The sequence below is a fragment of the Microbulbifer sp. ALW1 genome (genome assembly GCF_009903625.1).
In the GTDB taxonomy this organism is placed as follows: Bacteria; Pseudomonadota; Gammaproteobacteria; order Pseudomonadales; family Cellvibrionaceae; genus Microbulbifer.
Genome location: NZ_CP047569.1, coordinates 4050332 through 4070707 on the forward strand (window position 1 = coordinate 4050332; position 20376 = coordinate 4070707).

The following is a 20376-nucleotide window of genomic DNA, read 5'->3' on the forward strand; positions in this document are numbered from 1 at the left end:
ACTGCCCACCAGTGACGGCCCACCTATGACTGCCCACCAATACAGCAGGCTGTTGCGAAGTAGCATCAACCCAGCAATGCGTCGCCCCAGGATTCCAACTGGTCCAACAGGTCGCTGCGCTCCGGAAACTCCTCCCGCAAACGGGCAATCTCCTCGAAGTAGGACTCCATGGTAATACTCGCCCCCAGGGCCGGGTCGGTCAGGCGCTGGTAGCGCCACTCTTCCCAGCGCTCCTGCTCGACCGCATTCAGGGTCTCGGGGAAATTCCGCGCCCGCAGGCGAAAGAGTAGTTCCGGCAGGCGCGAATCAGAAAAGGGGACCTGCCCCGCCAGGGCTTCCGGACCGCGACTGGCCAGTGCGCTGTGCAACTGACGACACAGGTCGCGGTCGGCATCGTTCATAAAGCCGCCGTAGAGCTGTGCTTCCACATCTTTGGCCGGGAAGTCGCCATCGAGAAAGACCTTGTGCAGCTTCTCTGTCAGATCCAGCCCTTGCAGCGTCTGCCAGTTGGCCTCACAAGCGGCCTTGTCGATTCCCAGCTCAGTGGCGCGCGGGTCACTGAGCATATTCGCCGGCGCCAGCACCGGGCAGCGGTTCATGTGGATCAACTTGAGGCCCGCGGGCAGTTCGCCTTCGCCCAGTTTGTCGCGGGCGGTGTAGAGTCGCTCGCGCAGGGCATCCGGGTCCAGATCCAGGATCGGTTGTGGATCCATGGCGAGGTTCGCACAGATGACCGCATTGCGATTGACCGGGTGCATGGCCAGCGGCAGAACGTAGGTCAGATGGCCGTGGGTCGCGGGCACCTTGCCGGAGATATGCAGCAGCGGCTTGCGGTCGCGCGGATTCAGCAGCTTGGCAACTTCCTGCTTGCGACGCAGGTTGTAAACATAGTCAAAGAGTTTGGGCTGTTTTTCCCGAATCAGCCGCGCCATATCAATCGTGGCGCGCACATCCGACAGCGCATCGTGTGCGCCCTCGTGGCTGATGCCGTTGGCCGCGGTGAGTTCCTCCAGGCGGAAAGACGGCGCCCGCACGCCCTCGGCCAATTCCCGCTGCGGCCACACAATGCCCTCCGGCCGCAGCGCATAGGTGAGGCGCACCATGTCGATGATGTCCCAGCGACTGTTGCCCGACTTCCACTCGCGTTCATAGGGGTCCAGCAGATTGCGGTACAAGGTATGGCGAGTGACTTCATCGTCAAAACGCAGACTGTTGTAACCCACCCCACAGGTACCCGGTGCCCCCAGCTCATCGAGGATACGGCGGATAAAGTCGATCTCCGGCAGCCCCTCGGCCAAGGCTTTTTGCGGCGCCAGCCCGGTCACCAGCGCCGCCATCGGCTGCGGCAGGCAGTCGCTGGCAGGCTTGCTGTAAATCATCAACGGCTCGCCGACGATATTCAGCTCCTCGTCGGTACGGATACCCGCAAACTGGGAAGGTTTGTCTGCCCCCGGATCAACGCCCCAGGTTTCATAGTCGTGCCAATAGAGTGTGGTTGCGCTCACTTTACCCCCAAATGTTTCGCGCATCATAACATCCCCTACCTGCCGGTTGCCCATGGTGCCAAATATTGGGAATGCCGTGTTTTCTCATAGGACACGGGCATCACTTCGAGGATCCATAACTATTGTTCAACTAGGAATTAGAAATTAGGAATTCAATTTCCTCAATCGGTGGATGTCACTTGTCAGATTCCAAGGACCCGGCAACTGAGATTAAGCAGTCCCATGGATAAGGTTATTTACGCAGTCACCGCTACCCAGCGTTTTGGCTACGGCGCTCTACCCGGACAGATATCGGAAGCGGAGAAGTCGCCGCGCCGCTGGCTGATCGAGCAATTGAGTCCCGCCGCTTTACCGAAAGCAGACTACGACGCCAACTATTTTCTTACCCACTTTTTTGCCCTTCAGAAGAAAGCGCGACAGCTAAAAGAAAGCCAACAGCGTTTGCCGAAAGAGGAATACGCGTCGCTCAACCAAATCGCCTTGCATCTGGCCGCAGATAATATTCGCGCTGCGATTACCGCCCGGGACAGTATCAATTACCGCCTGCTGGAATTCTTTTCAAACCACTTCAGCATCAGCCACGAGGGGCGCCTACTGGGCTATCTGGCGCCGGTATACGAGCGAGAGGTGATTGCGCCCAATATGCTCGCCAACTTCGACCAGCTATTGACCGCAGCGGTGCTGCATCCAGCAATGCTGAAGTACCTGGACAATGACATTTCTTTCGGCCCGGATTCGCTGGCAGGACGCCGACGTCACAAGGGCCTGAATGAAAACCTGGCAAGAGAGGTGCTCGAACTACACACCCTTGGCGTCAACGGCGGTTACGGCCAACAGGATGTCATTGAGCTTGCCAAAGCATTGACTGGCTGGACCATATCCAGAGGTCAAGGCGGCAGTAATGCAGGAAGCTTCTTTCGAACCAAAGCCCACCAGCCAGGCCCCAAAACCATCATGAGGAAAACGTACAGGGAAGTCGACGAGCAGCAGATTCGGGAAATTTTGCGCGATCTTGCCATTCACCCGGCAACCGCCAACCACATATCGACCAAGCTGGCGCGACACTTTGTAACCGATAATCCACCCAAAAGCCTTGTGGCTAAGATGACTGCCCGCTGGCTGGATACCGGAGGTAACCTGCGCAGCGTGATTACCACCATGATCGAGGGCGATGAATCCTGGAGTCCCGCGGCAGCAAAGCTCAAGACTCCGCGCGATTTTTTGATTTCCTCCTATCGAGCCCTCGAAATAGATTCTCAAAATATTCCCGACAAAAGGCTGATACACCTTCTCACCCGGTTGGGCCAAAAACCTTATGGCGCTCATTCACCGGCCGGCTGGGGGGATACACAGCAGGATTGGAGTGGGGCCGCCGCTCTAGCCAGCAAGATCAACTGGGCGTACGGGCTTGCTAAATACTCTCGCCGCGACATCAACGCAGTCATCGAAGCCACCTACGGCGATTCGCTGTCGGATCACACCCGTGAAACCATAAATCGTGCAGACAGCCAGCATCAGGCGCTGACTCTGTTTCTCCTCAGCCCTGAATTTCTTCGGAGAGCCTAGCGGATGCAAAGACGCGCATTTTTAAAGGGTACCGGGTGTAGCGCCCTTCTGTTCTCTTTACCCACCATCGCGATTGAACGCAGGCGAACAAGCTCCAAATTAATCTGGATATTGTTGCGCGGCGGGCTGGACAGCCTCCACACGATAATTCCCACATCCGAACCCGACCTGCTTGCCTACCGCCCTCAACTTCAAAAGACCATCAATGGAGAAAAGCTACTAACGCTGAATGAGAATTTTGCCCTCAACCCCAAGCTGCGAACATTATTCAGCCTGTACCAGGATCGGCAGCTATTGCCAATCGTTGCAACCGGCACCGCCTACCATGGCCGTTCACATTTTGACGGACAGGACTTTCTGGAGTCCGGACTGGCAATAACTGACAGCAACAACGGCTGGCTGAGCCGAATGCTTGACCTGCAGAAGACCAAAGGGTTGGCAGTCGCCAGATCACTGCCCATCGTATCCCGCGGCAGCGTTCGGGCTATGACCTGGTATCCGGACAACGGCCCTCCAGCCGATGCCGACTTGCTCGACCACTTGGCGCAACTCTATGAACCGGATCGCCTGCTGCAACAGAAACTGGTAAACATCGTCGAGACCAAAGCCCTTTTGTCAGACCGCGCGCCCAAGAAAGCGGACTTCAACACTCTCGTAGAAGCCTGTGGGAAGCTTCTGATCGCAGAAGACGGACCGGACTTTGCGGCCATGGAACTGGGCGGCTGGGATACACACGACCGCCAGCACGAACGGCTGGACGCGAAGCTCGCCATTCTGGATCAGGGTTTACAGTCCCTGAAAATAGCATTGGTTGACCGCTGGCGTGATACCACCGTTGTCATTGCCTCGGAATTTGGCCGTACCGTGCGCGAAAACGGCACCGGCGGCACCGACCATGGCACCGGAGGGGCCATGTTTATCGCCGGGGGTGGTATTTCCGGTGGGCGGGTATTGGGCCAGTGGCCTGGACTGAAAGCTGCACAGCTGTTCGAAAATCGTGACCTGATGCCAACAACCAACATTCACAGTTGGCTGGCCACTGTGATCCAACAAAAGTGGCAAATGAGCGATGCAGATATCCGACAGATCTTTCCTGCAAACCCGCCCTACTCGGAGCAACTCGTCAGGATTCAAGACTAACACCACTGTCATACCTGGGCGCCATTCCCGGGAGATAGCTGCCTTATTGGCCCAGCGCTTACCTACGACGCTACTTGATGTGCGTCCCGCTTATTGGCGCATTTGATGTCTAGACAGAGCGCGCCCGTGCCTACACCATTGAGCATCACTCAAGGAGGAACACACATGGCTGTAAGCCCCATTCCAGAAGGCATGAACACCGTCACCCCTTATCTCTGCGTAAAGGGCGGGACAGAAGCTATCAATTTCTACTGCGAAGCCTTCGGCGCGACCGAACTCTTCCGCATGCCGGGCCCCGACGGCCTGATCCTGCACGCAGAACTCCAGTTGGGCGATACCCGAATCTCCATCTCCGACGATCACGGCGATTGTGGCCCGCTGCACGCGCCACAAGGCAACTGCCCGGTTGGGCTGTTGTTCTACACGGACAAGGTGGACGAGGTATTCGCCCGAGCGGTCGATCGGGGGGCAACTTCCATCAGCGCACCCGCCGACCAGTTCTACGGCGACCGCAGCGGTACTCTCAAGGATCCCTTTGGCATGGTGTGGTTTGTAGCGACCCACATCGAGGATGTGCCAGACGACGAGCTGGAGAAGCGTGCCGCCGAGATGTCCTGACGACGCTCAGACCTCACAGAACCGGAATCCTAACTGGCTTCCGGTTGCAAACCCCCTCCCGCCCATTAAAATCCCGCCTTCTTCTATATTGTGCAGAACCTCCACGGATTAACGGCCCCCAATGAATATTCGCCAGCAGCTCAACGACATTTTCCAGACCGCAATGACCAACGCGGGTATTCCCGCGGAGTGTAACCCGGCGGTGGCCCCGGCCAAAAAGGCGGGCTTTGGTGACTACCAGGCCAATGGCGCCATGGCGGCAGCCAAGAAAGTGGGCAGCAACCCCCGCGAGCTGGCGGCCAAAATCATCGAACATCTCGGCGACCAGCCGATGATCGAGAAAGTGGAAGTCGCCGGCCCCGGCTTTATCAACATCCACCTCAGCGAAACCTGGCTGGCGGAAACCCTCGCCGCCGCCCGCGCCGACGAACGCCTGAACATCGCCAAGGTGACTGAACCGCAAACCGCGGTTCTCGACTACTCCCACCCCAACCTCGCCAAAGAAATGCACGTGGGCCACCTGCGCACCACCATCATCGGCGATGCCCTGGCCCGCCTGCTGGAATTCCAAGGCCACACCGTCATCCGCCAGAACCACATGGGCGACTGGGGCACCCAGTTCGGCATGCTGCTGGCGCACTTGGCGGACAAGATGGAGAACCAGGACGCCGAGGTTGCCCTTAAAGACCTGGAAGTCTTCTACCGCGAAGCCAAAGTCCGCTTCGACGAAGAGGAAGGCTTCGCCGATCGTGCGCGCGATTACGTGGTGAAACTGCAAGGTGGCGACGCCGACTGCCTGAAACTGTGGCAGCGCTTTATCGACATCTCCATCAGCCACGCCGAAGAAATCTATGAAAAGCTGGGCGTTACCCTGCAGCGCAAGGATGTCTACGCCGAGAGCCAGTACAACGACGACCTGCCGGTACTGGTGAAAGACCTGGTGGACCGCGGCATCGCGGTGGAAGATCAGGGTGCCATCGTCGCCTTCCTGCCGGAAATGGCAGACAAAGAGGGCAACCCCAGTGTCGTCATCATCCAGAAAAAAGGTGGTGGCTACCTTTACGCCACCACCGACCTCGCCGCTATCCGCTACCGTGCCAATGTGCTCAACGCGGACCGCACCCTCTACGTGGTAGACGCACGCCAGACCCTGCACCTGCAGCAGGCGTTCACCGTAGCGCGCAAGGCCGGCTACATCGGCGAAGAGCAAACCCTGGAGCACTGCGCCTTCGGCACCATGATGGGCGACGACGGCAAGCCGTTTAAAACCCGCACCGGCGGCACCGTCAAACTGGCAGAGCTGCTGGACGAAGCAGTGGAGCGCGCCACTGCACTGGTGGCGGCCAAGAACCCGGACCTGAGCCCGGAACAGCAGGCGGAAATTGGCCGTGTGGTGGGCATAGGCGCCGTGAAATACGCCGACCTCAGTAAAACCCGCACCAATGACTACGTGTTCAACTGGAATGCAATGCTGGCGTTCGAGGGTAACACCGCGCCCTACCTGCAATACGCCTACACCCGCGTGCGCAGTATCTTCCGTCGCGCCGGTATCGAGCCGTCCGCATTGACCGGCAACATGGTGCTGGGCACCGACGCCGAGCGCGCGCTCGCGATCAAGCTGAATCAGTTTGGGGAAGTGCTGGACCAGGTCGCCAAAGACACCTTCCCGCACGTACTGTGTACCTATCTGTACGAACTGGCCAGCGCCTACATGGGCTTTTATGAAGCCTGTCCGGTACTGAAAGAAGGTGTGACGGAAGAAGAAAAACAGAGCCGACTGCAACTGTGTGACCTGGTGGCGCGTACCCTGGCCACAGGTCTCGACCTGCTGGGTATTGAAGTGCTGGAGCAGATGTAAGCGGGTTTCGAGGTAAGGATAGAGGGCCTGTCAGGCTCTCTCACTGGCTCTTTCACTGGAAAGAGCCTGCTGTAGTATCTGCTGGGCTTTGGCCAGTTCGGAATCCCGGATCAGCCAGAGCTCAGAATTCCAGTCCAGGCCACCCTGGCTCAGTTCCACCCGGATTTTCTGGGTCAGCACCGAGTGCCCCGCCGTTTCCAATAAGTTGCGCAGATAACTGCCGAGAAGCTGGTCGTTGGTGGTGTAAATTTTGCTCGCCATTTTGCGACTGGTTAACCTTTGCGATCCGTACTGCGCCGGGCTTTTGGCCTGGCTTTTCTTTCCATATCCCTGGATTTACCTTTCCGCTGCGCCGGTATTCCGGGGTAGGGTTCAACCGAATTTGCGGAGGGGGTACTTAAAAAGATAGACCAGCGAGGCCCGGGTTACCGGGGAAATTGAAGCCAAATCTGCACTTAGCGTTTTTCGGCGGGCTTGAACGGCGGCACCAACTCCAGCGGTAAAACAGTTCCTTCATTTCCCTGAGCAGAAAGTGCAGGCAGGGTCGCTGAATACAGCTGGTATTTGTTTTTACCGTGGCGCTTGGCATGGTACATGGCCATGTCCGCCTTCTGTAGAATCGACTCGAGAGTATCGCCGCGATCCTCAACCGCAACCACTCCCACGCTCATGGTCACAGCCACCAGATTGTCAGCAATTTTTACCGGCTGCGCCACGGTCTTCAGCATCTTTTCCGCCAGAATCCGGTAGGCTTCCGGCTCCTGCACGCTGCGCACAAACACGCAGAACTCATCACCACCGAGACGCGCCACTATGTCACCGCAGCGCATCACACTCAGCAGCCGCCGTGCAATCACCGTGAGCAACTCATCTCCACCCTGATGCCCCAGGGTATCGTTCACCTGCTTGAAGTCATCCAGGTCGATAAAAAACAGGTAGCCCTTTTCCTGTCGGTTTTCCGGCTGATGCATGCCCAGCTGCAGATGAAACTCCAGCTGCTCCATCAGGCTGTAGCGGTTATCCAGCCCGGTGAGGCTGTCGTGCATGGCAATCTGTTCCAGCTGCGCGGTTTTGCGGCTGACCATATCGTTCATGTCTTCCAGCTGCTCGCACACCGTTAGCCCGGTATCATCGAGTACATCCAGCTCATCGAACTTGTCCAGGGATTTGTGTACCGGTCGAATCAGTTGGCGCGCGTCGTTAAAGCGGCCGTTGGTCAGCAACGGCAACGCTTGTGCCAGCCGACGCAAACGCACGATGGGCCCCCACAGGGTGCCGGCGACCGCAGCGCTGAAAATCAGGGCACCCAGTACCGAAAACAGCAGCAACAGCTGTACCGACTCATCAATGTGCTCCACCTGGCCGGAAACATCTTCGATAAACACAAACTGCGCACCCGCCGCATCGACATCCACCCCCATGGTGCGGATATCGAACTCCCGGCTGTCCAACTCGTATACCCGGTTACGTTGCAGTGCGGCCAGCTCCTGTACTTCTGCCGCCACCCGATTCAGCAGCGGCAACATACGTTCGCGGGAGGTTAGCGCCAGGATTTCACGCCGCCAGGCCGTCAGGAATTTGCCGCCCGCCTCTGCCGGTGCCTCGTTGCGAACGGCAGACAGAATGCCGATATCCGAGCCGGTCATTTCCCGGAAAAGCTGCAGCTGCTTTGACAGGGTTCTGTCCACCTGCAGCACATAATCACCGCCGCGTGCGCGCATGGGTACCGACAGGCTCTGCACACACGTGTGTTCGCAGTGCACCAGCTCCATCGGTTGGCCGCGCAGTAACACCTGGCTGACCTGCTCTGCACTCAGACTACTGTGAGGCGAGCCCCAGCTCAGCAGCGGCTTGTCGCCGGCATCGTAGACTTTCAATGAGTGCAGATCCCAGCTCTGCTGGAGTATCTCCCACTGCCGATCCATGGCTTTGCGCAATTCGTCGCGGGAAGAAATACGGCCGCGAGGGCTCAGTGCGATTAGCTCCGCCAGCCGCGCCATTTCCTGGCGCGATTGCTGCAGCAAACCGGAAATCTGAAACTGAAAATTGAGGTGGCGGTGTTCACGGTTTTTGGTCAGGAGGGATTGCAGGCTGCCGTTGCCGAGCAGGATAAAAAACAGGCACATGGCCACTACGAGTAGCAGCGAAAACAGACAGGCCTTGAAGCGCAGGGTGTTGAGATTGGCCAATTGCAGCACGGCAGAGTCCAGGTCAGGTCCCACAGGTTCTTGTTATTCCTTCAGTATGGTGCACTACCTGTATTTCGCCGCTGAAGTCGGCCCAGCTCCAGAATAAAATAACGCCAGATACGCTAAAACAGGATATCTGTCACAAAATTGCCCCTGGCCCAGCATATTTTTGACCTGATTGAGCATCAATTGCCCGCAATCACCGCGATTGCTAACATGCGCGCCGGCCAGAGCCGGGCGCGCAATAGCCGAGCCCTCTCTGGCGCCTTTTCCCATCGGACAACGACCGATTGGGTAACCTGACGCTGTGACACCAGAATTACCGGATACCGAAACGGATATCCCCAGTAGAAACCACTGGTCACAGGAATCGACGGTCAGGCTTAAGACGGATCATCACACCCGATCCACTTTGCTATTTTTTTACCGGCACATTGTATTTACCGGGCCCTACCCGGATTACGGTGCGCCGGCAGCACATTCAGTGTTTACAGGAATCCATCCACCATGACCCAGCCTTCCCTCAAGCAGTTGGAACAGCACGACGCCTTTATCCGCCGCCACATTGGCCCGGATGCCGCGCAGACCCAGGCCATGCTCGACACCCTCGGTGTCGCCACCCTGGACGAACTGATTGAAAAGACCGTCCCCGCCGCCATCCGCAAGTCCGACGACCTGGACCTGGCCGATGCGGTGGACGAACAGGAAGCGCTGGCGGAACTGAAAGCCCTCGCGAGCCGCAACAAGATCTTCCGCACCTTTATTGGTATGGGTTACCACGACACCATCACCCCCAATGTGATCCTGCGTAACGTGCTGGAAAACCCGGGCTGGTATACCGCCTACACCCCCTACCAGCCAGAAATCGCCCAGGGTCGCCTTGAAGGCCTGCTGAACTTCCAGCAGATGATCATGGACCTGACCGGCATGGAACTGGCCAACGCCTCCATGCTGGACGAAGGCACCGCCGCGGCAGAAGCCATGGCCATGTGCAAGCGCCAGGTGAAGCGCAATAAGTCCAACACCTTCTTTGTGGATGCCGACTGCCACCCGCAGACCATCGCGGTGGTGAAAACCCGCGCCGAGCACTTCGGTTTTGACGTTCTCGTCGGCAACCCGGAAACCGACCTGCCGGAAGAGCTGTTCGGTGCCCTGTTCCAGTACCCGGGCTCCACCGGTGTAGTGCGCGACCTCACCGACCTGATCGCCAAGGTACACAACGCGAACGCCCTGGTAACCGTAGCCGCGGACCTGATGAGCCTGGTTGCCCTGAAAGCCCCTGGCGACATGGGCGCAGACGTAGTGGTTGGCTGCAACCAGCGCTTCGGTATCCCGATGGGCTACGGCGGCCCGCACGCCGGTTTCTTCGCCTTCCGCGAAGCCTACAAGCGCTCTGCCCCCGGCCGTATCATCGGTGTTTCCGTCGACAGCAAGGGCAAGCGCGCCCTGCGCATGGCGATGCAGACCCGCGAGCAGCACATCCGCCGCGAGAAGGCCAACTCGAACATCTGTACCTCCCAGGTACTGCTGGCCGTAATGAGCGCCTTCTACGCGATTTACCACGGCCCCGAAGGCCTGAAAAACATCGCCGCGCGCATCCAGCGCCTGACCGATATCCTCGCCGCTGGCCTGCAGCAGCTGGGCTTCGAACTCACCCACGAGAGCTGGTTCGACACCCTGACGGTCAACGTTGGCGACAAGCAGTCGGCCATTTTTGACCGCGCCATCGCCGCCGAAATCAACCTGCGTAAAGTGGGCAGCGATGCGCTGGGCATGAGCCTGAACGAAACCACCAAGCTGGCGGATGTTTCCGAGTTGCTGGCGGTATTCGCCGATGGCGAACACGGCCTGGACCTCGGCAAACTGGACAGCGAACTGGTCGCCAAAGGCCCCGCCGGCGTACCGGCCAGCCTGCAACGCACCACTGACTTCATGACCCACCCGGTATTCAACACGCACCACTCGGAAACCGAGATGCTGCGGTACCTGAAAACCCTGGAGTCCAAGGACATCGCCCTGAACCACAGCATGATTCCGCTGGGTTCCTGCACCATGAAGCTGAACGCCACCGCGGAAATGATCCCGGTGACCTGGCCGGAGTTCGGCAAGCTGCACCCGTTTGCTCCAGCAGACCAGGCCGAAGGCTACCGCGAAATGTTCACCCAGCTGGAAGCCATGCTGGCGGAATGTACTGGTTACGACGCCGTGAGCCTGCAGCCGAACGCCGGCTCCCAGGGCGAATACGCCGGCCTGGTTGCCATCAAGAAATACCTGGAAGCCAAGGGTGAAACCCAGCGCGATATCTGCCTGATCCCGGCCTCTGCCCACGGCACCAACCCCGCTTCTGCGATGATGGTCAGCATGAAGGTGGTTGTGGTTGCCTGCGACAACAAGGGCAATGTCGACATCACCGACCTGAAAGCCAAGATCGAAGAGCATGGCGACCGCGTTGCCGCGTTGATGGTCACCTACCCGTCCACCCACGGTGTGTTCGAGGAAGGTATTCGCGAGATCTGCGAACTTATCCACAACGCCGGTGGCCAGGTGTACATCGATGGCGCCAACATGAACGCCCTGATCGGCGTAGCCGCGCCGGGCAAGTTCGGCGGTGACGTATCCCACCTGAACCTGCACAAGACCTTCTGTATCCCCCACGGTGGCGGCGGCCCCGGCATGGGCCCGATCGCGGTTGGCGAACACCTGAAACCCTACCTCGCCGGCCACCCGGTTACCGAGGTTCCGGGCAACGATCCCGTTAACGGCACCATCTCCGCTGCCCCCTGGGGCTCCGCGAGCATTCTGCCGATCAGCTGGATGTACATTCGCATGATGGGTAAAACCGGCATGAAGCTGGCGACCGAGACGGCGATTCTGAACGCCAACTACGTGGCCAAGAAGCTGAGCGAGCACTACCCGCTGCTGTACAAGGGCAGCAACGGTTTCGTCGCCCACGAGTGTCTGATCGACCTGCGCCCGCTGAAGGAAGCCAGTGGTATCACTGAAGAAGACATTGCCAAGCGCCTGATGGACTTCGGTTTCCACGCGCCCACCATGTCCTTCCCGGTAGCCGGCACCCTGATGATCGAGCCGACCGAATCCGAAGCCCAGGAAGAACTGGATCGCTTCGTGGAGGCCATGGCGACCATCCGTCAGGAAGCGGAAGACGTTGCCAGCGGCAAATACACTGCGGAAGACAACCCGCTGCACAACGCGCCGCACACCCAGGACGACGTCATGACCGACGACTGGACTCACCCCTACAGCCGCGAAGTGGCCGGTCGCCCGGCAGCATGGCTGAAGCACCACAAGGTGTGGCCGGCGTCCAACCGTATTGACAACGTCTACGGCGACCGCAACCTGATCTGCTCCTGCCCGCCGGTTGAGAGCTACATGGACTAAGCATCTCAATAAAATAAAGGCCGGGAAATCCCGGCCTTTATTGCTTCTGGCGCTGTCCTAAAGAAATCCATTCCTCTCGGAAAGCTCCCTGAGCATGCAATGATCATTCAGTTGGTATAAGGCTTTGCCTCAAACGGCTGTTGCGCATAAGTGTGCGAGGAATTAATCCGATCGAGCGCCGCCCGCCAACCGGCCACCTCTAATTCATACTTGATTTCAGAATCCAGCTGGCCGTCCGCACCAGAATCCTGCCCCAGTAAAATCAGGTTTTCATCAGAATCATACTGGAAAATTGTCCTATTCTTTCCGCCATTGGGATCATCCGGTACATCATACGTAAGATCCTCTGAAACCTTTTCGCCCACTAATCCCCTTTCGTTGTACGTATACAAAATTCTGGAACTGGGCCAATCAGTAACCTGGCCTCCCTGTGTAACCTCATACCAGTCCTCCTGAAATAGTCGATCGTCACTGTCATAGAGATACTCTCTCTTCAGTTCCAATGTACCATCGGAATAAAAATCCCTTCCCCAAAAGATCAATTTCCCGGTCGCACTGTATTCATAGCTGTCGAGATAGCTCCCAAAGGACGCTTCAGTTTGATAGCTGGATTGCAAAAGTATTCCCTGAGCGTCATAGATATACTCCCTTCGACTGGGGGATGCCCCGAAGCTCTCGTCTACGACAACACGGCCCGCCTGATCAAATGTCTTGGTCTGATCTAACTCCCCCGTCCTAAGCACGTAGTAATGCAGGGCAGAAAGCGTGCCATCCGCTCGATATTCAAGGGTCTGGTAATTTACATCATTGTAAAGAACCGCTTGAAGAAGCCCGCGCTCACCAAAAATAAATTCAAAGCGGAAGACCTCATCATCTATACCATCACCGTCATAATCTAGTTTACGTTCCGTACTATAGGAATCGCTCTTATACTCATATGTGAAATTCCTGATGACATCAAACATGCCATCGGCATCACTATCAGTCCAAATAGTTGAATAATCACCTGCAGCGTTGTACTCACTCTCTTGATACAAATCATCAACACCGTCACCATCCTCGTCGCGGGAGTATGTGAGTACCCGCCCATACTCATTGTAAGTCACAACCTTAGTGTCAAATGGCGCTGCTCCGGTGCTGCTGTATGCATCCTCCACCAAATTGCCTTTTCCATCATAGACATACTTGGCAGCCGTTTCAGGAATGCCATCTCCATTGAAATCCGCCTCCTCATAGATCGGCAATGAAAAACCGGGCGAGTTTCCGATAGAGGAATAGTAGGTATCCATGACCATGCCTACGGCAAGATAAGCCGCAGTGCCCGTAAGGCCTTCCGAAAAAGCCTTATTTCTGTAGAAAGTGAAAGCGGAATCCGCGATGGTAAACTGGTAAATATCTGCACGGACATCAAAACCCACACCACTCAAGATGTCATTGAGACCACTCGCCAGGTCAATCCCGGTCGAGAAGTCAGAGTCGCTATCAAAAGCAACGAGCAGTGCCAGGGAGTTGTGGAATTGATTGAAATTTTTTCGCTCTTCTGTCTCGGGTCTAGCGGCATAAAGGGTCTTGAGTTCATTGAAGCCAGGAAAAGACCCCACGTTAGGAAAGAGTGCCCCAAAAGCCAGCTCTTGGTTGACCTCCACCAACTCTCCAATCTCTGTGTCGCCTATGTAAAACTGAATTTTCTCCCCACTTTGATAGGAAAATTCAGAATCAGAGGTCGTGTAGCCCGACTGGGTCTCAGTGGAATACCTGAGTCCTGATATCTGGGGTTCAACAAGTTTGCCGGTCAATACAGAAGTGCCACTCCCTATGCCGTCATCCGATGGCAGCCCATTTGAGTTATCACCTCCCCCGCCGCCACAGCCACAAAGCATTACAACAGTAACGAAGCAACACGCTTTGATAATTTCCCTTTTCATGGTTCCCCCAAATCTAATGATTAAGTACCGACGATATTGAAGCCCTACCTCTACAACAGTTAACAACCAAAGAATTATAAATTCCAAAAATAACACCAACCTAGAATAAAGCAACACAATTTGAACCGCCAAGTGGAGCCGGTAGAGATCTATATGGACTGCTTCTGAGTTTTCTCAGGCATAGAAAAAGCCGGTATCTCGCAAGAGATACCGGCTTTTTTTGCGAACTGTACTGCACTTTTAAGCGGGAATCTGGGGGCGGTTCCGATACCAATGATTGGCTCCCAGGGCCATCGCCACCACCGCCACACTGATACAGATCGTCATCACACTCAGGTGCTCACTGCTGAGCGCACCGGCAAATCCCGCCTGTGCCATTTCAGCCATCGGCACGTACTTTGCTGCTGCCATGCCGGTGTAATGCATTCCACATACCGCCACCCCCATGATCAACGCACTACCGAACTTCTGCCAGCGACCGTGCAGGTGAAACGCCATCCACAACGCGGCAAAAGCGGCTACTACCGCAATCACGATCGAAATCAGCAGGATATTCAGGTTGTACTCGATACGAGCGGGCATCAGCATGGCTTCCATACCCATATAGTGCATGCCTGCCACACCGGCACCCATGAACACCGATGCCGGCAACAGTTTGTCGATGGTAAAACGACCGCTACCTACGATCGCCAATCCGGTGCTACAGGCTGATATGGCAACCAGAATGGAAAGTAGCGTTTTGAAGACATCGTAATCCATGACCATGTCCGACTTCAGCGCCATCATGCCCACAAAATGCATAGACCAGATTGCGCCGGCCCCCATGGCGATCCCTGCGGACAGGATCGCCTTGCGCCGATCACGCTTCACAATCGCTTCGGAGATTCCGGTTACCAGCTGCAGCGCAGCAAAAGAGCCAAGTACGGAAATAAGGTAGGAAAGGATCAGCAATAGAATGCTGTATTGGCCAAGCATGGTGATCACCAGTGAAGCATAAGAGTTTAAGAGCGGTATTTGCTGGGGGCTCAATGCCCCCAGCACACCTTCTTACGCTTCTCGGTGATGATCAGATCAGTTTCTATGCATTCAAGGTCGTTCGGCAGCGTCCCGACACTCTCCGCGAACTTCGCCCCCCAAATGGGAAACCACCCGATCAATGACAAAAAAACCATCGCGACAGAAACCGGTCTCTTTCAGCTTCAACTCCATCGCGTGATCGAAGTTCATTCGGTTCCCGCGGCCACCGGAACCGCCACTCGGTGCCTGCTGCCGGACCATGCCGCTGCGCATATTGGGGCTTTCCGTATAAGGACCGCGCATCAACGGGGCCGCCATTTCCAGTGCGTAGGTAAAGCGCTTGGAACCGTTCGCGAAGATTTCCGTATGGAAAGACTCTTTTAATCCGGGATTCGGCGCCTGGGGTTCACTGGCGCAAGCGGCCAATAAAAGGACCAAGGGTGCGAAACAGGCATTCGATGACAACCGTCTGGACATTCTTCCCCCCTGCAAAAATTATTTAAAAACAACCGTGCGATTGCCGTGAATAAATACACGCTCTTCCAGTACCAGCTGCAACGCGCGACTCAACACTTGCTTTTCCACATCACGCCCAGCGCTGGCCATGGACTCGGCAGAATAGCCGTGGTCCACATGAATCACATCCTGTTCGATGATTGGCCCTTCATCAAGGTCGTCGGTAACAAAGTGTGCCGTCGCGCCGATGATTTTTACTCCGCGCTCAAATGCCTGCTGGTATGGTTTGGCACCGATAAACGCCGGCAGGAATGAGTGGTGAATATTGATGATGCGCTTTTTGTAATGGGCCACAAACTGCGGCGTAAGCACGCGCATATACTTTGCAAGGATCAGATAGTCCGGTGCATAGCTGTCCACCAGCTGCATGACCTGCTCTTCGTGCTGCGCCCGCTCCAGCCCCTCTGCAGGCAGCCAGTGGAAGGGAATATCAAACTTCTCGACCAAAGGCTGCAGGTCTTTGTGGTTGCCGATCACCGCGGCAATCTCCACATCCATCGCCCCCGAGTAGCACTTCATCAGGATGTCACCAAGACAATGCGCCTCCCTGGTCACCATCAGCACCAGGCGCTTGCGCCCGCTGGCCACCAGCTTGCGCTCGGCGCCTTCCGGTAGTGCCAGATCCAGGTCTTCCAGCAGGGTGATATCGTTGAAGTTGCCCTCCAGGGCGGTGCGCATAAAAAAGCGGCCCTGGGCGCGATCGACGAACTCGTCGTTCTTGGTGATGTTCAGCTGATGCTTGTAGCAGATGTTGGTGATCTTCGCGATCAGCCCTTTGGCATCGGGGCAGTCCGTTAGCAGTATCTTCTTTTCCATGGCCCAAAATCAGACTAATTATTCAGAACGCTGACTATACACTATGTGCATTCGTGTACCTGCCACGCAGGGCAATTATTGACCAATTTTTCTCTTTTACACCTAGGGGCTTTATGGACAAGCAACTTTTCAGCGAACACCTGGCCACGCTGCGCAAGCGCTACGATGCGATCCTCGACCAGTGCGGCTTCGAGACCCTGAACGTCTTCAGTGGCGCGCCATCCGTACAGTTTCTGGACGACAACTATTACCCGTTCCGCGTGAACCCCCAGTTCAAAGCCCTGGTGCCAGTCACCGACAACCCCCACAGCTGGGTCATCTACCGCCGCGGACAGAAGCCCAAGCTGCTGTTCTACCGCCCAGTGGACTTCTGGCACTACGTGCCCCCGGCTCCCCAGACCTTCTGGAGCGACGAATACGATATCGAGCTGCTGGCCAAGCCCGACGAAGCCAAGATTTTCCTCAGCGGGGAAAATGCGGCCTTTATCGGTGAAACCGCTAAACTGGAAGGCTGGGAAATTGGCGAGCGTAATCCGCAGCACCTGATCGATCGCCTGCACTGGGATCGCGCCTACAAAACCCCCTACGAATTCGCCTGCCTGCGCGAAGCCAACCGCATCGCCGTGCGCGCGCACAAAGCGGCGGAAGACGCCTTCCGCGCGGGTGCCAGCGAATTTGAAATCAATCTCGCCTACATGAAAGCCGCCGGCCAGGGCGAAAACCAGATGCCCTACGGCAATATCGTTGGCCTGAACGAGCACGGTGCAATCCTGCACTACACCCATTTATCCACAGTGCAACTCCCGGAAAGCGAGCGCCGCAGTTTCCTGATCGACGCCGGCGCTGACTGCAATGGCTACGCCGCGGATATCACCCGCAGCTATGCCTACCGCGAAGGCGAATTCGCGGATCTGGTCGCCGCCATGCACGAGAAAGAACAGGAGCTGGTCGCCGGCCTGACCCCGGGCGCCTCCTACGTGGAACTGCACCGCTCCTGCCACCACAAAATCGGCGAGCTACTGCAACAGTTTGGCGTGATCAAAACATCCCCGGAAAGCGCCGTGGAATCCGGCCTCACCAGTACCTTCATGCCCCACGGCCTCGGCCACTTCCTGGGTCTGCAGGTACACGATGTGGGCGGCCATCAAACCGGTCCGGAAGGTGGCAAAACGCCTCCGCCATCCGAATACCCTTTCCTGCGCACCACGCGCACAATTGAGGAAAACCAGGTATTCACCATCGAGCCGGGCCTCTACTTCATTGAAAGCCTGCTGGCAGACCTGAAAGAGTCTCAACTGGCAGACGAAGTGAACTGGGACAAGGTGGAAAAGCTGCGTCCGTTTGGCGGCGTGCGGATCGAGGACAACCTGATCGTGCATGCGGATCGCGTGGAGAATATGACGCGGGATTGTTACTGAATACCAATCGCCTGCCAGCAGTCTCCTACGAGGTAAGGAGCCCTGTAGGAGACTGCTGGCAGGTGAACGTTTCGCACGAAAGTACTAGTTTCGCACAATAAATAGCCAACTCGATTCAAAAAATATAAGATCACTCCCATCACAGAATTCAAAGGGAGTTGAATCATGATCGCCAGTAACGGCAACCCGCCCGAAATACAGATCGCCGGCAGATCCGCCGGAAAGTCCGTCACCATCACGCCGCAAGCAGAACCGGTTTACAAAGAAATTCGTAACCTGGCCCGGCGCGGAAATTACTGGGCGCAGATCACCGTAAACGCCCTCCATCAGCTGGCCTCAGGCCGCTTGCATCAAAACAATATCTTTATCAAACCCGGTCCGGTGCATCGCGGTGGTGAGGAAGAATTTGTGATGATTCTTCCCGGGTGCAAGGTGACGGTGGAGAAGCAGAGCAAGGATGCATTCAAGATTGTGTATTTTGAGGCGGATGCTGGGTATGCGGAGTTGCAAAAAGATATAGAAACACCCGGAATTTTCACTGCCTCATATGGCATGCGGACAGGCTGGACAGCGAAGAAAGAGAAGAAAAGTGGCCAAATTCAAGCTAAAGAAGGTCGATTAATTGCTGTTTGTGATGCAAGACATAAGACCGCCATCTCAGCAGTGAAGACAGTCGCTCCCGATATTGCCTCCAGCCATTACAGCAAAGAGGAAGGAGAGGACCCACTTCAAGCAACCGGTTTTGACCTCCACTATACGCCTGGTGATAAAAAAATTGGGGGAATGAGAAACCTGAAAGATGCCCTCAAGCCATTAGGCAAGCAAGACATCCACGTTTCCGCCCAATTACTTGCCCGTACTATGTACAATGCAAGAACCATAAAAAATGTCCGCTGGATTTCCGAATATGGTGGATCGGCGATATTAGCCCAGGCGCTTAAAATATTAGCCAGCCAACGAATAAAACTTCCAAAACACCGAATTTTTCTATTTCAACCAAAAACCTCGCAAGTGGAAATACTTAATTGCGCACGACAGCTGGAAATGAAAATAGGTAGAAACCAAAGTCGAGTATCGGCTTTCAACCTCACTGGGATATTGGGACAACCAGCCGTAACAATAAATCGTGTTCGCCATGAAGAAGGATATAAAGTTGGCCAGGTAATAGGGGATGGAATCCAATTCAGTGCTCTGGTCGGGACAAGCGCTGGTGTAATTACGGTAGTCGCAGGCGCCGCTGGCGTCAATATAGGAACAATAGCAGGAAGCTTAGGTGTTGCCGGAGCCACTGCCGTACCCGCTCTAGGTGCATTCCTGAAAGCGTTACAGTCGGCAGCTCCCTACGTAAAGAAGGCGAAGAGTTTAGGGGATGCGGCAATGACAACAGCGGAAAATTTTGCGCCCAAAATACACAATAAAATAAAGAGCAAATTCTGATGCTGGACTTTATAAAATATACTAGGTTTGAATTTCGCAAGCGCAAAGGCTTCTGCGTTCCCAAAGCCCCTAATGTACTCACTGCCAGGGAATATTCCTACCGACTACAGGGGAACAAACTACTATTCAGGGCACCTACACAATATCACTTTTTTCGCCCCGAATCGGAGCAGCTAACATCAAGCTGGACAGATAATGACTTAGAAAACTTATCTATCCATGACCTAAAAACTTACAATGATACTTGGATCTCTAGAACTATATTTTTGAGGAAATACGCACTCTATGGCCCTTGGTTTACAGGAGAGCAGGCCTCCGCAATATTTTCCCTGACTGCAGTTGCACCTGCCATTGAAAACCCTTCAATAAACTTTCTAAACCCTAGAGCATTTGAGACCGCAATTTCCGGGTTGCTTACTGCCGAATATGGGCAAACTTTGTCAGATGATTTTTCCGCCGATTATGTCGCTCCTATGGACTGGCAGCCAATAAAATCTCTTCCAGTTCCCGCTGTTCGATTTCTAGTGCAAAGTGAACCTTGGATGCAGCGTGTAACCTACCTTTGCTTCCCTGTATCTAAAAATAGAATTCTGACTTTCAGCTTCTCTCACCAGCAGTATGCACCTGGTGATTTTAGTAAACGAGATGCTGCTATCAGCCCCAAACCAGCGCAGGAACTGATCGACAACATCATCAACAGCGTACAGTTAACCCCCTCACCTGAGCTGGAACAGGAGCTGGCCGAGATTCGAAAGACCTGCCCAGACCTGTCGGTAAGCGAAAACTTTCCTCCGCTCAAATGGCCGGCTACGGTGGATAAGACTGGGTTGAAGATTATTGAGATGGGTAGTGAGGAGAAAAAGCGGGCTTTGGCGGGATAGCTCGATGCGCCCTCCAATATCGTTCGCCCGCTCGCAGGCTCCTTCATGGTACTGCACCCTGTAGGAGCCTGTTTGCAGGCGAACTTAAACT

The 20376-nt window shown here is 55.7% G+C and carries 15 protein-coding genes; 8 read left to right on the forward strand and 7 right to left on the reverse strand.

Features of this window, described 5'->3' with window-relative positions; genetic code table 11:
• Positions 1-65 precede the first annotated feature (65 nt).
• Positions 66-1532, reverse strand: a complete 1467-nt coding sequence (sbcB, locus tag GRX76_RS16780) for an exodeoxyribonuclease I (RefSeq protein WP_236250439.1) — start codon at positions 1530-1532, stop codon at positions 66-68.
• Positions 1533-1727: 195 nt separating this feature from the next.
• Between sbcB and GRX76_RS16785 the strand changes: the two genes are divergently transcribed.
• From GRX76_RS16785 to argS, 4 genes are all read left to right on the forward strand, one after another.
• The gene (locus GRX76_RS16785; RefSeq protein ID WP_160154349.1) at positions 1728-3071 is read left to right on the forward strand and encodes a DUF1800 family protein; all 1344 of its coding nucleotides are present in this window, start codon (positions 1728-1730) and stop codon (positions 3069-3071) included.
• A 3-nt stretch (positions 3072-3074) separates the two neighbouring features.
• The gene (locus GRX76_RS16790; protein WP_160154350.1) at positions 3075-4211 is read left to right on the forward strand and encodes a DUF1501 domain-containing protein; all 1137 of its coding nucleotides are present in this window, start codon (positions 3075-3077) and stop codon (positions 4209-4211) included.
• Between the two features lie 165 nt (positions 4212-4376).
• Complete coding sequence (locus GRX76_RS16795; RefSeq protein ID WP_160154351.1) at positions 4377-4829, forward strand: VOC family protein; 453 nt, start codon at positions 4377-4379, stop codon at positions 4827-4829.
• Between the two features lie 121 nt (positions 4830-4950).
• Positions 4951-6687 (forward strand): arginine--tRNA ligase, encoded by a 1737-nt coding sequence (gene argS / locus GRX76_RS16800; RefSeq protein ID WP_160154352.1) that lies wholly within the window; start codon positions 4951-4953, stop codon positions 6685-6687.
• Positions 6688-6717: 30 nt separating this feature from the next.
• Here argS and GRX76_RS16805 read toward each other — a convergent pair whose 3' ends face one another.
• Together GRX76_RS16805 and GRX76_RS16810 are read right to left on the reverse strand one after the other, a co-directional pair.
• Positions 6718-6948, reverse strand: coding sequence for a DUF2007 domain-containing protein (locus tag GRX76_RS16805; protein ID WP_160154353.1), 231 nt, complete (start codon positions 6946-6948; stop codon positions 6718-6720).
• A 194-nt stretch (positions 6949-7142) separates the two neighbouring features.
• Positions 7143-8909, reverse strand: a complete 1767-nt coding sequence (locus tag GRX76_RS16810) for a diguanylate cyclase domain-containing protein (protein ID WP_160154354.1) — start codon at positions 8907-8909, stop codon at positions 7143-7145.
• A gap of 474 nt (positions 8910-9383) precedes the next feature.
• Here GRX76_RS16810 and gcvP point away from each other — a divergent pair, with 474 nt between their 5' ends.
• Positions 9384-12275, forward strand: coding sequence for an aminomethyl-transferring glycine dehydrogenase (gene gcvP, locus GRX76_RS16815; RefSeq protein WP_160154355.1), 2892 nt, complete (start codon positions 9384-9386; stop codon positions 12273-12275).
• Positions 12276-12382: 107 nt separating this feature from the next.
• Here gcvP and GRX76_RS16820 read toward each other — a convergent pair whose 3' ends face one another.
• The 4 genes from GRX76_RS16820 to purU all read right to left on the reverse strand — a co-directional run bounded on the left by GRX76_RS16820 (position 12383) and on the right by purU (position 16549).
• Positions 12383-14200 carry a hypothetical protein gene (locus GRX76_RS16820; RefSeq protein WP_160154356.1) on the reverse strand — a complete coding sequence of 606 codons (1818 nt, stop codon included), beginning with the start codon at positions 14198-14200 and terminating at the stop codon, positions 12383-12385.
• 240 nt (positions 14201-14440) lie between these two features.
• Positions 14441-15175: an MHYT domain-containing protein gene (locus tag GRX76_RS16825; RefSeq protein ID WP_160154357.1), complete on the reverse strand. Its 735-nt coding sequence runs from the start codon at positions 15173-15175 to the stop codon at positions 14441-14443.
• A gap of 111 nt (positions 15176-15286) precedes the next feature.
• On the reverse strand, positions 15287-15694 hold the full coding sequence (locus tag GRX76_RS16830) for a hypothetical protein (protein ID WP_160154358.1): 408 nt from the start codon (positions 15692-15694) through the stop codon (positions 15287-15289).
• Positions 15695-15712: 18 nt separating this feature from the next.
• Entirely contained in the window at positions 15713-16549 is an 837-nt protein-coding gene (purU, locus tag GRX76_RS16835; protein WP_160154359.1) for a formyltetrahydrofolate deformylase, read from the reverse strand.
• Between the two features lie 113 nt (positions 16550-16662).
• Here purU and pepQ point away from each other — a divergent pair, with 113 nt between their 5' ends.
• The 3 genes from pepQ to GRX76_RS16850 all read left to right on the forward strand — a co-directional run bounded on the left by pepQ (position 16663) and on the right by GRX76_RS16850 (position 20285).
• On the forward strand, positions 16663-17967 hold the full coding sequence (gene pepQ / locus GRX76_RS16840) for a Xaa-Pro dipeptidase (protein ID WP_160154360.1): 1305 nt from the start codon (positions 16663-16665) through the stop codon (positions 17965-17967).
• A 165-nt stretch (positions 17968-18132) separates the two neighbouring features.
• Entirely contained in the window at positions 18133-19404 is a 1272-nt protein-coding gene (locus GRX76_RS16845; RefSeq protein ID WP_160154361.1) for a hypothetical protein, read from the forward strand.
• On the forward strand, positions 19404-20285 hold the full coding sequence (locus GRX76_RS16850) for a hypothetical protein (protein ID WP_160154362.1): 882 nt from the start codon (positions 19404-19406) through the stop codon (positions 20283-20285). The genes GRX76_RS16845 and GRX76_RS16850 overlap by 1 nt, the downstream gene beginning before the upstream one ends.
• Positions 20286-20376: the final 91 nt, after the last annotated feature.

What these genes read in the sequence shown, in the direction of transcription:
- sbcB (WP_236250439.1), bottom strand. Translation starts at nt 1,532, where the DNA reads ATGATGCGCGAAACATTTGGGGGTAAAGTGAGCGCAACCACACTCTAT.
- GRX76_RS16785 (WP_160154349.1), top strand. Translation starts at nt 1,728, where the DNA reads ATGGATAAGGTTATTTACGCAGTCACCGCTACCCAGCGTTTTGGCTAC.
- GRX76_RS16790 (WP_160154350.1), top strand. Translation starts at nt 3,075, where the DNA reads ATGCAAAGACGCGCATTTTTAAAGGGTACCGGGTGTAGCGCCCTTCTG.
- GRX76_RS16795 (WP_160154351.1), top strand. Translation starts at nt 4,377, where the DNA reads ATGGCTGTAAGCCCCATTCCAGAAGGCATGAACACCGTCACCCCTTAT.
- argS (WP_160154352.1), top strand. Translation starts at nt 4,951, where the DNA reads ATGAATATTCGCCAGCAGCTCAACGACATTTTCCAGACCGCAATGACC.
- GRX76_RS16805 (WP_160154353.1), bottom strand. Translation starts at nt 6,948, where the DNA reads ATGGCGAGCAAAATTTACACCACCAACGACCAGCTTCTCGGCAGTTAT.
- gcvP (WP_160154355.1), top strand. Translation starts at nt 9,384, where the DNA reads ATGACCCAGCCTTCCCTCAAGCAGTTGGAACAGCACGACGCCTTTATC.
- GRX76_RS16820 (WP_160154356.1), bottom strand. Translation starts at nt 14,200, where the DNA reads ATGAAAAGGGAAATTATCAAAGCGTGTTGCTTCGTTACTGTTGTAATG.
- GRX76_RS16825 (WP_160154357.1), bottom strand. Translation starts at nt 15,175, where the DNA reads ATGCTTGGCCAATACAGCATTCTATTGCTGATCCTTTCCTACCTTATT.
- GRX76_RS16830 (WP_160154358.1), bottom strand. Translation starts at nt 15,694, where the DNA reads ATGTCCAGACGGTTGTCATCGAATGCCTGTTTCGCACCCTTGGTCCTT.
- purU (WP_160154359.1), bottom strand. Translation starts at nt 16,549, where the DNA reads ATGGAAAAGAAGATACTGCTAACGGACTGCCCCGATGCCAAAGGGCTG.
- pepQ (WP_160154360.1), top strand. Translation starts at nt 16,663, where the DNA reads ATGGACAAGCAACTTTTCAGCGAACACCTGGCCACGCTGCGCAAGCGC.
- GRX76_RS16845 (WP_160154361.1), top strand. Translation starts at nt 18,133, where the DNA reads ATGATCGCCAGTAACGGCAACCCGCCCGAAATACAGATCGCCGGCAGA.
- GRX76_RS16850 (WP_160154362.1), top strand. Translation starts at nt 19,404, where the DNA reads ATGCTGGACTTTATAAAATATACTAGGTTTGAATTTCGCAAGCGCAAA.